Source organism: Burkholderia sp. BCC1977 (assembly GCF_905339595.1).
Taxonomy (GTDB): Bacteria; Pseudomonadota; Gammaproteobacteria; order Burkholderiales; family Burkholderiaceae; genus Burkholderia.
In genome coordinates, this window is sequence record NZ_CAJPGQ010000050.1 from 1 (window position 1) to 14,975 (window position 14,975).

The 14,975-nt window shown below is 69.3% G+C and carries 12 protein-coding genes and 1 pseudogene; 12 read left to right on the forward strand and 1 reads right to left on the reverse strand.

Annotated features, from left to right (window positions below; all coding sequences use genetic code 11):
• A pseudogene (locus U5771_RS29630) lies at positions 1-507 on the reverse strand (hypothetical protein); the annotation flags it as partial.
• 53 nt (positions 508-560) lie between these two features.
• On the opposite strand from U5771_RS29630, the gene U5771_RS29635 reads away from it, so the two are divergent.
• The 12 genes from U5771_RS29635 to U5771_RS29690 all read left to right on the forward strand — a co-directional run bounded on the left by U5771_RS29635 (position 561) and on the right by U5771_RS29690 (position 14,972).
• Entirely contained in the window at positions 561-737 is a 177-nt protein-coding gene (locus U5771_RS29635; protein ID WP_322027266.1) for a hypothetical protein, read from the forward strand.
• On the forward strand, positions 710-1,459 hold the full coding sequence (locus U5771_RS29640) for a hypothetical protein (protein ID WP_322027267.1): 750 nt from the start codon (positions 710-712) through the stop codon (positions 1,457-1,459). The genes U5771_RS29635 and U5771_RS29640 overlap by 28 nt, the downstream gene beginning before the upstream one ends.
• Positions 1,446-2,555: a type VI secretion system protein TssA gene (gene tssA / locus U5771_RS29645; RefSeq protein ID WP_322027268.1), complete on the forward strand. Its 1,110-nt coding sequence runs from the start codon at positions 1,446-1,448 to the stop codon at positions 2,553-2,555. The genes U5771_RS29640 and tssA overlap by 14 nt, the downstream gene beginning before the upstream one ends.
• Before the next feature lie 63 nt (positions 2,556-2,618).
• On the forward strand, positions 2,619-3,173 hold the full coding sequence (gene tssB / locus U5771_RS29650) for a type VI secretion system contractile sheath small subunit (RefSeq protein WP_322027269.1): 555 nt from the start codon (positions 2,619-2,621) through the stop codon (positions 3,171-3,173).
• Positions 3,166-4,683, forward strand: a complete 1,518-nt coding sequence (tssC, locus tag U5771_RS29655) for a type VI secretion system contractile sheath large subunit (RefSeq protein WP_322027270.1) — start codon at positions 3,166-3,168, stop codon at positions 4,681-4,683. The genes tssB and tssC overlap by 8 nt, the downstream gene beginning before the upstream one ends.
• Positions 4,684-4,754: 71 nt before the next feature.
• Positions 4,755-5,246, forward strand: a complete 492-nt coding sequence (locus U5771_RS29660) for a type VI secretion system tube protein Hcp (protein WP_322027271.1) — start codon at positions 4,755-4,757, stop codon at positions 5,244-5,246.
• A gap of 16 nt (positions 5,247-5,262) precedes the next feature.
• Positions 5,263-5,820, forward strand: a complete 558-nt coding sequence (gene tssE, locus U5771_RS29665; RefSeq protein ID WP_322027272.1) for a type VI secretion system baseplate subunit TssE — start codon at positions 5,263-5,265, stop codon at positions 5,818-5,820.
• Between the two features lie 4 nt (positions 5,821-5,824).
• Positions 5,825-7,696 (forward strand): type VI secretion system baseplate subunit TssF, encoded by a 1,872-nt coding sequence (gene tssF, locus U5771_RS29670; RefSeq protein ID WP_322027273.1) that lies wholly within the window; start codon positions 5,825-5,827, stop codon positions 7,694-7,696.
• Positions 7,693-8,817 (forward strand): type VI secretion system baseplate subunit TssG, encoded by a 1,125-nt coding sequence (gene tssG / locus U5771_RS29675; RefSeq protein WP_322027274.1) that lies wholly within the window; start codon positions 7,693-7,695, stop codon positions 8,815-8,817. Before tssF ends, tssG begins: the two co-directional genes overlap by 4 nt.
• 12 nt (positions 8,818-8,829) lie before the next feature.
• On the forward strand, positions 8,830-11,490 hold the full coding sequence (gene tssH / locus U5771_RS29680; RefSeq protein WP_322027275.1) for a type VI secretion system ATPase TssH: 2,661 nt from the start codon (positions 8,830-8,832) through the stop codon (positions 11,488-11,490).
• Positions 11,487-13,691, forward strand: coding sequence for a type VI secretion system tip protein VgrG (gene tssI, locus U5771_RS29685; RefSeq protein WP_322027276.1), 2,205 nt, complete (start codon positions 11,487-11,489; stop codon positions 13,689-13,691). Before tssH ends, tssI begins: the two co-directional genes overlap by 4 nt.
• A 15-nt stretch (positions 13,692-13,706) precedes the next feature.
• A complete protein-coding gene (locus tag U5771_RS29690; protein WP_322027277.1) occupies positions 13,707-14,972 on the forward strand; it encodes a hypothetical protein in 1,266 nt (421 codons plus the stop codon).
• The last annotated feature ends 3 nt before the right edge of the window (positions 14,973-14,975 follow it).

A 14,975-nucleotide genomic window follows, 5' to 3' on the forward strand; every position in this document is an offset into this window, starting at 1 on the left:
TTTGTTGGGAAATCGATTAATTTTTGTAAGAATATGGGCGGATGGTGTTTCGGGGGTTTCTGGTGTTTCGGGGGTTTCTGGTGCCGCGGGCAAGGCGTCGGCTGCAATGGCGGTCGGTGCAGGCGGGACGGCATCGGGCGACGCGACACCGGACGTGCGCGCGTCGCAGCCTGAGCGGCCCGAGCGGCCCGAGCGGCCCGAGCAGCCGGACGGCCGGTCGAGCACGTCGAGCACGTCGGATATGCGGCCTGCCGAGCCCGCAGTGGCCGGCGACAAGCCGCAGGACGGCGCGGCTTCGGCGTCGAAGACGGCTGCGGGAGCGGCGGCTTCATCGGCTTCTTCGTCCTTGTCGCAAGCGTCGCCGTCCTCCGCGAAAACGGGGCGCTCGGATGGGCGTGACAGTGAGAGCAAACGCGCAACGGACGCTTCGCGGGATGCGCCGGCAGCGTCGAAGACCGACGCGCATGACGCCGCCGGCATGCGATCGGCAAGCGCCGGGCCGGACATCGGGCAGCGCGGGGCGACCGATACAGGGAACCTGAACGCAACGGCAGGCCCGATTGCTGGTGCTGCTGGTGCTGCTGGTGCTGCTGGTGCTGCTGGTGCTGCTGGTGCTGCTGGTGCCTCCACATCGACGTCCTCGCCGGGCGCAGCGCCTTCGTCCCGTACGCCACGCCGCCCGTCCTTCATCTCGGCTGGCAGACGGCGCATGCCGACCTACGTGGGTGGCGCGCTGATCGCGCTGATCGCCGTCGGACTCGCGGTGACCTATCTGTCGCGACCCGCGCAAGTCGCGGGCGAATCGGCAGCCGGCGCAAGCCAGCCGCAGGCCGGTGCCGCATCGTCGGCCGGCGCGTCGGACGCGACGCTCGCGCAGCACGGCCCGACGCCGATCGTCGTGCCGCCGTCGAGCCTGCCGGCCGGATCGTCCGCGCAGGTGCCGCCGCCAGCGCTGGCCGCCGCGCCGGCCAGCGCACCCGCCGTCGCGGCTGCCGGCTCCGCGCCGCAGGTCGCGACGACCGCCACGGACGTCGCGGGCGCGACGCCGTCGCAAGCCGGCTCACGCTCGACCATCGCGCCGGCCGGCAGCCTCGACGCGTCGGAGCGCGTCGTCAACGTGCCGCCGTCGGAGGCCGCCGCGTCGCCGTCGACCGCACCGGTGCCCGTGCCGACGTCGCCGTCGGAAGCCGGGACGGCCGTCGCCGCGGTCGACGCGCCGGCCGCCGAGCAGCGCCCGCCGAAGCAGGAAACCGTCCAGGTGCGCTTCAACGTGCGCCCGTGGGGCGACGTGTACGTGAACGGCGCACGGCGCGGCGCGAGCCCGCCGCTGCGCGCGGTGGCGCTGACGCCAGGCGTCTATCAGATCGAGATCCGCAACGGCTCGCTGCCGCCGTTGCACCGCACCGTGGCGATCGACTTCGGCAGCAAACCGGTGAACATCGACTATGCATTCGAATGACGTCAGCCAGGCGGCGCTGGCCGCCGCCACGTTGTCCTCTCCGTCGCCCGGTCTGTCGGCGGCAACGCCGCGCGCCGACCTGATCGGACGGCTGCTCGCGGACGTCGCGGCCGATGCGCCGTGCGGCGCCAACCTCGAATACGACGCCGATTTCATGCAGCTTCAGGAGCGGGCGACGCCGCGGGCCGAGCAGCAGTACGGCGACACCGTGATCCCGGCCGAGACGCCCGACTGGCGCGCGGTCGAGCGCCTTGCGCTCGCGCTGGGCGAGCGGACGAAGGACCTGCGCGTCGCCGCCTGTCTCGCGCGCAGCTGGACCGAGCAGCACGGCATTCCCGGCTACGCGGACGGGCTCGCGGTCGTCGCCGGCCTGATCGAGCGCTGGTGGGACGACCTGCACCCGCGCCTCGACGCCGACGGCGAACCGGACCCGACACCGCGGATGAACGCGCTCGCCGAGGTCGCCGGCGCGCACGAGTGCGCGCGTGCGGCGCGGCGCCAGCCGCTGTTCGACGGCGGCCCGAGCGTGCGCGACGCCGAACGCGTACTCGACGGCCGCGACGAAGCGGGCGGTCCGGCGGCCGGCAGCCGCGACGGCCTGGTCGCCGCGTTGTCGACCGCGCGCGACGACGGCCGCGTGCCGATCGATGCGGTGCGCGCGGCACTGCACGCGCTGGACGCGATCCGTGCGCACGTGACGGACCGGCTCGGCAGCGAATGGGCGCCCGAGGCGAGCGATACGGAGAAGGCGTTGCAACGCATCGTCCGCGAACTGCCGGAACCGGCGCCGGCGGTGCGGCCGTCCGCACCGGACGGTTCGATTCCGGTCACGCCGGCCGCATCCGGCGCCGCACCGGCCGCCGTGCCGAACGCACTGGCCTGGCGCGATGCCGAGGTCACGAGCCGCGACGACGTGCGGCTCGGCCTCGACAAGATGTGCCGCTATTTCGAACTGCACGAGCCGAGCCACCCGGCGCCGCTGCTGCTGCGGCGCGCGCAGCGGCTGCTCGCGCTCGACTTCTACGAAATCATCCGGGACCTCGCTCCGGAGAGCCTGCCGAAGCTGGACCTGCTGAGCGGCGAGCGGAGCGAGTGAGGCAGGCCGCCATCCACGCGGCGGCCACGTACACGCAATCTGAACGATGTGAAGGAGCGGACGATGACGGACAGAACCAAGGCGGCAGGCAGCGGACAGAAATTCATCGCGCGCAATCGGGCGCCGCGCGTGCAGATCGAGTACGACGTCGAGACCTACGGCGCCGAGCGCAAGGTGCAGCTGCCGTTCGTGATGGGCGTCATCGCGGACCTGGCTGGCAAGCGCGCCGAACCGCTGCCGGACCTGCCGGAGCGCAAGTTCCTCGAGATCGACGTCGACAACTTCGACGAGCGGATGAAGTCGGTCGCGCCGCGCGTCGCGTTCCAGGTGCCGAACACGCTGACCGGCGAAGGCATGCTCAGCGTCGACATGACGTTCGAGCAGATCGACGATTTCACGCCGGCGGCGATCGCGCGCAACGTCGACGCGCTGCGCCGGCTGCTGGAGGCGCGCACCGAGCTGTCGAACCTGCTGTCGTACATGGACGGCAAGCACGGCGCAGAACAGCTGATCGAGCGCGCGATCAACGATCCCGACCTGCTGAAGACGCTGGTGCGCGCGCCGCGCGCGGACGCGCAGGACGGCGACGCGACCCAACCGGAGGCCCGCGATGAATGACCCTGTCCAGTCCCGCGCCGATACCCGCGATGCACGCAACGCCGCGCAGCCGGCCGCCGCGCCCGGCGAGTTCGCCGCGCTGCTGCAGAAGGCGTTCAAGCCGAAGACCGCCGAGGCGCGCGAGTCGGTCGAGCGTGCGGTGCGCACGCTCGCACAGCAGGCGCTCGAACATACGGTCGGCATGACGACCGACGCCTACGGCAGCGTGAAGCAGATCATCGCGGAGCTCGACCGGAAGCTGTCCGAGCAGATCAACCAGATCCTGCATCACGACGACTTCCAGACGCTCGAAGGCGCGTGGCGCGGCCTGCATTACCTCGTCACGCACACCGAGACCGACGAGCTGCTGAAGATCAAGGCGTTGCCGGCGTCGCGCAACGAGGTCGCGCGGATGCTCAAGCGCTACAAGGGCGTCGCGTGGGACCAGAGCCCGCTGTTCCGCAAGATCTACGAGGAGGAATACGGGCAGTTCGGCGGCGAGCCGTTCGGCTGCCTCGTCGGCGACTTCTACTTCAATCACAGCCCGCCGGACGTCGAGATGCTCGGCGAGCTGTCGAAGATCGCGGCGGCCGCGCACGCGCCGTTCATCGCGGGCGCGTCGCCGGCGCTGATGCAGATGGATTCGTGGCAGGAGCTGTCGAATCCGCGCGACCTGACCAAGATCTTCCAGAACACCGAATACGCGGCGTGGCGCAGCCTGCGGCAATCGGACGATTCGCGCTACGTCGGCCTCGCGATGCCGCGTTTTCTCGCGCGGCTGCCGTACGGCGCGCGCACCAATCCGGTCGACGAATTCGACTTCGAGGAAGACACCGACGCGGCGAATCACGACCGCTACACCTGGGCGAACGCCGCATACGCGATGGCAGCGAACATCAACCGCTCGTTCAAGCTGTACGGCTGGTGCTCGTCGATCCGCGGCGTCGAGTCGGGCGGGGCGGTCGAAGGGCTGCCGAGCCACACGTTCCCGACCGACGACGGCGGCGTCGACCAGAAATGCCCGACCGAGATCGCGATCAGCGACCGCCGCGAGGCCGAACTCGCGAAGAACGGCTTCATGCCGTTCGTACACCGGAAGAACTCGGATTTCGCGGCGTTCATCGGTGCGCAGTCGCTGTACCAGCCGGCCGAGTATCACGACCCCGACGCGACCGCGAACGCGCGGCTGTCCGGCCGCCTGCCGTATCTGTTCGCGTGCTGCCGCTTCGCGCACTACCTGAAGTGCATCGTGCGCGACAAGATCGGCTCGTTCCGCGAGCGCGACGACATGGAGCGCTGGCTCAACGACTGGATCATGAACTACGTCGACGGCGACCCCGTGAACTCGTCGCAGGAAACCAAGGCGCGCAAGCCGCTGGCGGCCGCACAGGTGGTCGTCGACGAGGTCGAGGACAACCCCGGCTACTACACGTCGAAATTCTTCCTGCGGCCGCACTACCAGCTCGAAGGGCTCACCGTGTCGCTGCGGCTCATCTCGCGGCTGCCGTCCGCGAAGGCGGCGAACGAGTGAGCGGCAACTGGTATTCGATACAGCACGCAATCCGGCATTCAACCTGATTTCGCACCGAAACGGAGACGGCAATGGGCGTGGCAATGTTTATGAAGGTGGACGGCGTGACCGGCGAATCGGCGGACGCGCAGCACAAGGGCTGGACCGACATCGAATCGTTCACGTGGGGCGCGAGCCAGCCGGGCGCGATGGCGAGCGGCAGCGGCGGCAATGCGGGCAAGGCGAGCTTCAACGATCTCGTCGTGGCTGCGTACATGGACAAGGGCGCGCCCGCGATCGTCAAGAACTGCGCGAGCGGCAAGCACTTGCCGAAGGTCGAGATTTCCGCGTGCAAGACCGGCGGCACGCAGGTCGAGTTCATGCGCGTGACGCTGCAGGAAGTGCTCGTCACGTCCGCGCAAGTCGCGGGCGTCGATCCCGGCGACGCGGCGGACCGGCTGATGATGCATTACGGCTTCCAGGCCGCGAAGGTGAAGAAGCAGTACTGGCAGCAGAACGACAACGGCGGCAAGGGCGCCGAGGTGTCGGTCGGCTGGAACATCAAGGAAAACACCGAAATGTGACCACGGACCGACGACGATGGACGACCCGAAAGCCCGCGATGGCCGCCACGGCCGCCACGGCGGGATGCGCGACCGGCTGCAGCCCGCGCTGCTCGACCGGCTGACCGACGACGCGCCGCGGCGCACGACCGATCTGCCCGGCACCCAATGGATCGACGCCGAGCGCCTGCGCGCGGCCGTGCTGCGCGATCTCGCGTGGCTGCTGAATACGCGCAACGCCGAGGACGGCTTCGTCGACTGGGCCGCATTCGCGCACGCGCAGGCGTCGGTGCTCAACTACGGAATGCGGCCGCTCGTCGGCAAGCCGATGTCGGGCGTCGAGCGGATGTCGGTCGAGGCGTCGATCCGCGACGCGATCGTCCGCTTCGAGCCGCGCATCGCGCCCGACAGCGTCGAGGTCCGCAGCATGGCGGATGCAGCAGGCGGGCGGGCCGGCGAACGGCGTCACAACGTGCTGCTGTTCGAGATCCGCGGCACCCTGTGGTCGATCCCGCATCCGGTCGAATTCGTGCTGCGCTCCGATCTCGATCTCGAGACGGGCGCGATGTCGCTGCAGTCGTCAGCGGGACACTGACACGATGGATACGCGCCTGCTCGACTACTACAACCGCGAACTCGCGTACCTGCGCGAGCTCGGCGACGAATTCGCGCAGCAGTTCCCGAAGGTCGCCGCGCGGCTGCGGCTGCACGAATCGGGGCCGCCCGACCCGTACGTCGAACGGCTGCTCGAAGGCTTCAGCTTCCTCACCGCGCGCGTGCAGCTGAAGATGGACGCCGAGTTTCCGCGCTTCACCCAGGCGCTGCTCGATGCCGTGTATCCGGGTTACCTCGCACCGTTGCCGTCGATGGCGATCGTGCGGTTCGCGCCGATGCTGAACGAAGGCAGCCTCGCGCAGGGCTGGCGGTTGCCGGCCGGCACCGCGCTGCGCGCGCGGCCGGCCGCGTCCGAGCAGACCGCGTGCGAATTCCGCACCGCGCACGACCTGACGCTGTGGCCGCTCGAGCTGACCGATGCGGCCGTCACCGGCGCGCCGTCGTGGCTGCCGCGCGGCGCCATGCCGGCGCGCCGGGACGTGCGCGGCGCGCTGCGCATCCGGCTCAAGGCGCGTGGCGGCGCCAGGCTGTCGCAACTGCCGCTCGAGCGGCTGGCCTTTCATCTCGCGGGCCCCGAGCGCGATGCCCTGCACCTGCTCGAACTGATCGCCGCGCATGCGCTTGGCGTTTGCTGCCACGATCCGGGGCAACCGCCGCGCTGGCAGCATACGCTCGACGCGGATGCGATCGTCCATGAGGGATTCGACCCGGCGCAGGCAATCCTGCCCGACGACGGACGCAGTTTTCACGGCTACCGGCTGTTGCGCGAGTATTTCGCGTTTCCGGCGCGCTTCCTGTTCTTCAGCATCGGCGGGCTGCGCGCCGCGCTCGCGCGTGCCACCGGCGACGAATGCGAGCTGACCGTGCTGTTCGACCGGCACGACGCGGCGCTCGAGGCGGCCGTCGACGCGCGGCATCTGGCACTGAACTGCACACCGGCCGTGAACCTGTTCGCGCGCCGCGGCGACCGCATCCGGTTGCAGCCGGGCGCACGCGAGCATCATGTCGTGGTCGACCGCAGCCGGCCGCTCGATCACGAGGTCTATGCGGTGCAGCGGCTCGCGAGCGAGCAGCGCGACGACGGCCAGTCGCGCGAATTCCGGCCGTTTCACGCGTCGTTCGCGCGCGACGACGGCAACTACGGCGCGTACTACACGGTGCGGCGCGAGCCGCGGCTGGTGTCCGCGCAGGCACGCGCGAACGGCACGCGCACCGGCTACGTCGGCAGCGAAGCCTATGTGTCGCTCGTCGACAGCCAGTGTGCGCCGTACGACGAGACGATGCGCTATCTGTCGGTCGACACGCTGTGCACGAACCGCGATCTCGCGCTGCTGCTGCCGGCGGGCGACGCGAACGCGTTCACGCTGCGCATCTCGGCGCCCGTCGAGCGCATCGTCGCGATTCGCGGCCCGTCGCGGCCGCGCCCGCCGATCGCCGATGCGCAGACCGCCTGGCGGCTCATCCGCCATCTCGGGCTGGCCCGCCAGACGCTGACCGATCTCGACGACGACGAGGGCGCGCAGGCGCTGCGCGAGCTGCTCGGCCTGCACGCCGACCCGGCCGATGCCGCGATGCACCGGCAGATCGACGGCGTGCGGCGCGTCGCATTCTCGCCGGTGTTCCGGCGGTTGCCGGCGCTCGGGCCGCTGATGTTCGGGCGCGGCGTGCAGGTCGACGTGACCGTGGACGACCATGCGTTCTCCGGCGACAGCCCGTTCCTGCTCGGCGCGGTGCTCGAACAGTTCTTCGCGCGTCATGTGTCGATCAACGCGTTCGCCGAATGCGTGCTGACCAGCGCGCAGCGCGGCACGCTCGCGCACTGGCCGGCGCGCATCGGCAGGCGGCCCGCGATATGAAACACCGCACGCCGCCCGGCGCTCGGCCGGCCACCGAAGCCGCACGCCGCGACGCGTGGTGGGCACGGCTGCGCGCCGCGCCGCATGGCTACGACCTGTTCCAGGCATTGCGCTGGCTCGACGCGCTGTCGCCCGGCCGCGCACCGCTCGGCCATGCCGCGCGGCCGCGCGACGAACCGGTGCGGCTCGGGCAGCAGCCGTCGCTCGCGTTCGCGGCATCGATGCTGGCCGGCGCCTGCGATGGCGAGGGCGGCGCCGCGCGGCCGCGCATCGCGATCCACGGCTTCGGGCTGTTCGGGCCGAACGGTCCGTTGCCGACCCACCTGACCGAGTACGCGCACGAGCGCGCCGCCCAGCACGACGACCCGACCTTCGCCGCGTTCGCGGACCTGTTTCATCACCGGCTGATCCTGCTGTTCTACCGCGCATGGGCCGACGCGCAGCCGACGGTGAGCCTCGATCGCCCCGGGCGCGCACGCTTCGACGCGTATCTCGCGAGCCTGGTCGGACGCGTGGCGCATGGCGACGGACCGGCCGCGCGGGCCGATGCCGGACCCGCGGCGACCGACACGCTCGCGCCGCATGCGCTGTATTTCCATGCCGGCCATCTCGTCCGGCACACGCGCAACCCGGAAGGGCTGGTGCAGATCCTGCGACGCCATTTCAGCGTCGACGCGCGCATCGTCGAGCACGTGCCGCGCTGGGTCGCGATCGAGCGCTCGCAACGCTGCGTGATCCGTGCGACGCGGCCGACCCTGCGCGTCGGCGCCGTCGCGCTCGGCATCGCGGTGCGCGATGCGCAATCGCATTTCCGGATCGTGCTCGGGCCGCTGTCGCTCGACGCGTACCGCCGCTTCCTGCCCGGCGGCCCGTACGCGCGGCAGCTTGCGCACTGGGTGCGCGAATACGTCGGCATCGAGTTCGACTGGGACGTGCAGCTCGAACTGGCGGCCGACGCGGTGCCGGCGATCGCGCTCGGCGCGCCGCAGGGCCTCGGCCGCACCGCATGGCTCGGGCAGCGGCTCGACGCGGGACCCGCGCGTGATCTCGTCGTCCGTTACGACGCGCGGCATGGCGGCCCGCCGCGCGCCGGCGCCGCCTTTCATCGCGAAACCGCCTAAACGGGAACCGTCATGTCCGATATCGGCCGCGTCAACCTGTTCGGAAAGCTCGATCCGCTCCTCTACGAGACGCTCGAACAGGCGACCGGATTCTGCCGGCTGCGCGGCAATCCGTACGTGGAACTCGCGCACTGGTTCAAGCAGCTCCTGCAGCGGCCCGACGGCGACCTGCAGCGCGTGCTGCGTCGGTTCGAGATCGACGAGGCCGTCATCGAACGCGGAATCGTCGTCGCGCTCGACCGGCTGCCGCGCGGTGCGGGATCGGTGTCGGACCTGTCCGTGCACATCGACGACGCGGTCGAGCGCGCGTGGGTCTATGCCACCTTGAAATACGACGCGACGCGGATTCGCGGCGCCGTCCTGCTGCTCGCGATCCTGAAGACGCCGCAGTTGCGCAACGTGCTCTACGCGATCGCACGCGAGTTCGAGCGCATCGTGCCCGACGTGCTGGCCGACCAGCTCGAAGCGATCGTCGACGGCTCGCCCGAGGCGCAATCGGCCGCGCGTTCCGCTTCGGGTTCCGGCGACGCCGCGACGCGCGGTGCGCCCGCCGCCGAAGGATCGGCCCTGGCACGCTTCGCCGTCGACCTGACCGCCCGCGCGCGGGCCGGCGAGATCGACCCCGTCATCGGGCGCGACGCGGAGATTCGCCAGATCGTCGACATCCTCCTGCGGCGCCGCCAGAACAACCCGCTGCTGGTCGGCGAAGCGGGCGTCGGCAAGACCGCCGTCGCGGAAGGCTTCGCGCTGCGGATCGCCGCCGGCGACGTGCCGCCGGCGCTGGGCGACGTCGCGCTGTACCTGCTCGACATCGGGCTGCTGCAGGCCGGCGCGAGCGTGAAGGGCGAGTTCGAGAGCCGGCTGCGCGGCGTGATCGACGAAGCGATGTCGTCCGAGCGGCCGGCGATCCTGTTCGTCGACGAGGTGCATACGCTCGTCGGTGCGGGCGGGGCGGCCGGCACCGGCGACGCCGCGAACCTGCTGAAGCCCGCGCTCGCGCGCGGCCTGCTGCGCACCATCGGCGCGACCACCTGGTCCGAGTACAAGCAGTACATCGAGAAGGATCCCGCGCTGACGCGGCGCTTCCAGCTCGTGCACGTGCTCGAGCCCGAAGAGGCGGCCGCCGTGACGATGCTGCGCGGCCTCGCCGCGCAACTCGAAGCGCACCATCGCGTGCTGGTGCTCGACGACGCGCTGCAGGCCGCCGTGACGCTGTCGCACCGGTATATTCCCGCGCGGCAGTTGCCGGACAAGGCCATCAGCCTGCTCGATACGGCCTGCGCGCGCGTCGCCGTCAGCCAGCACGCGGTGCCCGCGCCGATCGAGGACGCGCGCCGGCGCATCGACGGCCTGCGCGTCGAACGCGAACGGGTCGCGCGCGAGTGCGCGCTCGGCAGCGGCGACGCCGCGCGGCGCGATTCGATCGATGCCGAAGTCGCCGTCGTTCAGGCGGAACTCGACCGGCTCGACACGCGCTGGCAAGCCGAGCGCGCCGCGTTGGCCTCGATCGTCGCATCGCGCGCCACGCTGCTCGACGACACGCCGTCGCAGCAACGCTCCGCCGCCGCCCGCGCCGAGATTCAGGCACGCCTCGCCGCCGCGCAGCAGGTGCTCGCCGACCTGCAGGGCGACGCCCCGCTCGTGCTGCCCGCCGTCGACACACATGCGGTTGCCGCCGTCGTCGCCGACTGGACCGGCATTCCGCTCGGCCGGATGGTGCGCGACGAAACGCAGGCCGTGCTGAAGCTCGCCGAGACGCTGGGCGAACGCGTCGTCGGCCAGCGTCATGCGGTCGAGTTGATCGCCAAACGGATTCAGACCGCACGCGCGAAGCTCGACGATCCGACCAAGCCGCACGGCGTGTTCCTGCTGTGCGGGCCGTCCGGGGTCGGCAAGACCGAGACCGCGCTCGCGCTGGCCGACACGCTGTACGGCGGCGAGCGCAACGCGATCACCATCAACATGAGCGAGTTCCAGGAGGCGCACACGGTATCGACGCTGAAAGGCGCGCCGCCCGGCTATGTCGGCTACGGACAGGGCGGGGTGCTCACCGAGGCCGTGCGCCGGCGGCCGTACAGCGTCGTGCTGCTCGACGAGATCGAGAAGGCGCATCGCGACGTGCACGAGATATTCTTCCAGGTGTTCGACAAGGGCTGGATGGAGGATGGCGAAGGGCGTGACATCGACTTCCGGCATACCGTGATCCTGCTGACCTCGAACGTCGGTGCCGATCGCGTGATGCAGCTGTGCCGCGATCCCGACCAGCTGCCCGACATGCAGACGCTCGCCGATGCGCTGCGCGCGCCGCTGCTCGACGTGTTCCCCGCCGCGCTGCTCGGCCGGCTGACCGTCGTGCCGTACTACCCGCTGACCGATGCGACGCTTGCGCGCATCGTCGAACTGCAGTTGCGCCGCTTCGAGAAGCGGATCGACCTGCATCACGGCATCCGGCTGCGCTGCACCGACGCCGCGACCGCGTTGATCGTCGAGCGCTGCCGGACGATCGAATCCGGCGGCCGCATGGTCGACGCGATTCTCACGCATACCGTCATGCCGAGGATCGGCCGCGCGATCCTCGAGGCCACGCTCGAAGGCCGCGCGCTGGCGTCCATCGAGGTGAGCGCGTCCAGTGGCGAATTCGCCTACCGGTTCGACGAGGAGGGAACGACGTGAATCGCGTATTCACACTCGACAGCCCGCACGGCGACGACCTGAAATTCCACACGCTCGACGGCAGCGAAGCACTCGGCCAGTTGTTCGAATTCCGGATCGAGACGCTCGCCGACAGCCACAGCCTGTCGCTGAAGGACCTGCTCGGCAAGCCCGTGACGGTCCGGATCGAGCAGCAGGATCATTCGACGCGCTACCTGAACGGAATCGTCGCGCGCGCGTCGCTCGGCGGCCGGCGCGCCGAGCGGCACTACGGTTACGAGCTCGTCGTGCGGCCGTGGCTGTGGCTCGCAACGCGCCGCTCCGACTGCCGGATCTTCCAGAACCGCACCGTGCCCGACATCGTGCAGGACGTGCTGGCGCCTTACGGTTTCCCCATCGAGAACAAGCTGACCGACACATACCCGCCGCGCGAATACTGCGTGCAGTACAACGAGACCGATACCGCGTTCGTGTTGCGGCTGATGGAGTGCGAGGGCATCTATTTCCATTTCCGGCACGCGGCGGACCATCACACGCTCGTGCTGTGCGACGCGATGTCGTCGCACGTTGCGTTGCCCGGTTACGAAACGATCCCGTACATCGCACGGGATCGCACCGCGATCGCCGACGAGGAGCATATCGACGGCTGGCTGCCCGCGCAGGAAGTGAGCGTCGGCAAGCATCAGACCACCGACTACGACTATACGAAGCCGCGCGCCGACCTTTCATCGCAGAAGGTCGATCCGCGCGGCCACGATCACGACAGCTTCGCGTCGTTCGAATGGCCGGGCGGGTATCGCGACGATGCGCCGGGTGCGCACTACAGCCGTGTGCGGCTCGAGGAACAGCAGGCCGAGCACGAGCGCGCGAGCGCCGATACCGACGTGCGCGGCGTCGCGCCCGGCTATCTGTTCGCGCTCGCGCATTGTCCGCGGGCCGACCAGAACCGCGAGTACCTGATCGTGCAATGCCGGTATCGCTTCCAGGAGAACGCGTATGCGAGCGACCAGGGTGCCGAGGCAGTCGTGCATCGGACGATGCTGCTCGTGCAGCCGTCGAGCCTGCCTTACCGGTCGCCGCGCGATACGCCGCGGCCGCGGACCAACGGGCCGCAGACGGCGACCGTCGTCGGGCCGCCGGGGGAGGAAATCTGGACCGATCAGTACGGGCGCGTGAAGCTGCAGTTTCGCTGGGATCGGTACGGGCAGGGCAACCAGGATTCGTCTTGCTGGGTGCGGGTGTCGAGTCCTTGGGCTGGCGGCGGGTTTGGGGGCGTGCAGATTCCGCGGGTCGGCGATGAAGTCGTGGTCGATTTTCTCAATGGCGACCCGGACGAGCCGATCGTCACCGGGCGGGTTTACAACGGCGAGAAGATGCCGCCGTGGGGGTTGCCGGGCAGTGCGACGCAAAGCGGGCTGCTGTCCCGGTCGTCGCCGGGCGGGACGACCGATCATGCGAACGCGTTCCGCTTCGAGGACAAGAAGGGCGCCGAGCAGCTGTGGATGCATGCGGAGCGGAATTTCGATGCGGAGACGGAGCTCGATCATTCGCTTTCCGTCGGGAACAACCATACGCATACGGTCGGGAATGACGAGACGATGCAGGTGAAGAACAACCGGCAGCGGACGGTCGGGCAGAACGAGACGGTGAATATCGGACAGAACCGGGTGGCGCAGATCGGGGCGAACGAGACGCACGGGGTGGCGGGGAATCGCACGCGCACGGTCGGACAGAACGAAACCGTGACGATCTCCGCCAATCGCGACGCGACCATCGGTGGTACGCACAGCGAGACGGTCGCGAAAGGCAAGACGGAAACGATCGGCGAAGGCAAGACGCTGAACGTCGGACAGATGTATCAGACGACGTCGCAGGACATGACGACGTTGGTTGCAGCGTCGCACACCGAGGAAATCGGTGCGAGGACGTCGACGATTGCGAAAGCGCATACGCTCACGGTCGGCGGAGAACACACCGTCAACGTTGGCGCGAACCACACGACGAACGTGCAGCATCAGGTGCTCGTCGCGGCCGGCGACCAACTGGTGCTCATGTGCGGCGCATCGAGCATCGTGATGAAGCGCGACGGCACGATCGCGATCCAGGGCATCAACGTGACATCGACCGGTACGGAAAGCCATAGCGTCAGCGGCAAGACGGTCACGTCGTCGGCGACGGGCGAGCACACCGTCGAAGGCACGATCCTGAAACTGAATCCGTGACGGAGGTTCGCACGAATGCAGAACTGGCAGCCGACCAATCCGGTGGAGCGCAGGTTCATGGATGCGCATTCGGACTGGATGCGTTTCGCGCAGGAGCGGGATGCGCGCTTGATGATCTGGCAGACCGACGAGATGGATGCGCAGCTCGTGCGGCTGTATTTCCAGGTTCAGGATGAAACGTCGTGCGCGGTGCGGACGATGCGTGCGCCATTTGTCAATGAGTCGGGTTATGCCAAGGCATTGACGGACGAACTCATTGCGTTCTACGACAGCCGGCGCGACGCATCCAGTGCGCATGGCGTGCGCGCCGATTGGCAAGCGCCGCACGACGACCGCAAGGATCCCGTGCTGTATCTGCTCACGGTTGCGGAGAGCCTGATGCAGCACCATCCGGAAGTGTTTCCGTCGATGGTGTTCGTGCTGGAGCCGGCGAAGGTGCGCGATGACGCCGCGTGGGTGCGATGGCTGGACCGCTTATTGTCGATCATCGTGGCGGCACCGAAGCTGGGCGAGCGCGTGCGTTTCGTCGTGCCGTGCACGGAGGTCACGCGCTTCGCACCGGTGATGCAACGACATCGGGCCGCGGTGCACGTCGTGCAAGGCAAATACGCGATGGCGAGCGTGCCGCGCGAATTGCTGGCGGAGTCGGGCGAGCGCGGGCCGAGCGGCGAATTCCGTCGGCAATTCGTGATGCTGACCGAGACGATCGAGGGTGGCGATCCTTCCCGGCTGGAGGAGTTGCGCACGGCCGCGCTTAAGGTTGCCGAGCGCGAGCAGTGGTTCGATCAATGCGTCGTCGTGCATCTGATTGCGGGCGCCGCGTATCTGAAATGGCGCGACCTGGAGCGTGCGATCGAGGCTTACCGGAGCGCCGCCAGCAGCGGTATGCGCGCAGTCGAGGCGGGGCATCCGGCGGGGCACAAGCTCGTTGCGAACGGATTGTTCGGCGAGGCGAGCGTGCATTTGACCCACAAGGACTATGCGCACTCGGCGTATTGCTATGAGCGTGCGGCGGCGTCGACTACGGCGGCGAACGACGGTCTGATGACGGTCGAGGCGTGGCGGATGAGCGCCGTGTGCTGGGAGCGGGCAGGGGCGCGCGAGCATGCGCTGGAGGCCGGATTCAATGCGCTTGATGCGGGCTTGATGATCGACGAGCCGATGCGGGCGAACAGTAATCTGCCGCTTGTCGTCGAGTGGATGGCATCGCAATTGGGCGCGATGGACCGGCGGCGTCATGCGCTCAGCGAGAAGGTCGCGGCGTTGCGCGGCGGACGCTGAACG

Bases quoted from the DNA above. Each gene is read 5' to 3' on its own strand.
- tssG (WP_322027274.1), top strand. From the start codon at position 7,693: ATGAAACACCGCACGCCGCCCGGCGCTCGGCCGGCCACCGAAGCCGCA.
- tssA (WP_322027268.1), top strand. From the start codon at position 1,446: ATGCATTCGAATGACGTCAGCCAGGCGGCGCTGGCCGCCGCCACGTTG.
- U5771_RS29690 (WP_322027277.1), top strand. From the start codon at position 13,707: ATGCAGAACTGGCAGCCGACCAATCCGGTGGAGCGCAGGTTCATGGAT.
- tssH (WP_322027275.1), top strand. From the start codon at position 8,830: ATGTCCGATATCGGCCGCGTCAACCTGTTCGGAAAGCTCGATCCGCTC.
- tssB (WP_322027269.1), top strand. From the start codon at position 2,619: ATGACGGACAGAACCAAGGCGGCAGGCAGCGGACAGAAATTCATCGCG.
- tssE (WP_322027272.1), top strand. From the start codon at position 5,263: ATGGACGACCCGAAAGCCCGCGATGGCCGCCACGGCCGCCACGGCGGG.
- U5771_RS29660 (WP_322027271.1), top strand. From the start codon at position 4,755: ATGGGCGTGGCAATGTTTATGAAGGTGGACGGCGTGACCGGCGAATCG.
- tssC (WP_322027270.1), top strand. From the start codon at position 3,166: ATGAATGACCCTGTCCAGTCCCGCGCCGATACCCGCGATGCACGCAAC.
- U5771_RS29640 (WP_322027267.1), top strand. From the start codon at position 710: ATGCCGACCTACGTGGGTGGCGCGCTGATCGCGCTGATCGCCGTCGGA.
- tssF (WP_322027273.1), top strand. From the start codon at position 5,825: ATGGATACGCGCCTGCTCGACTACTACAACCGCGAACTCGCGTACCTG.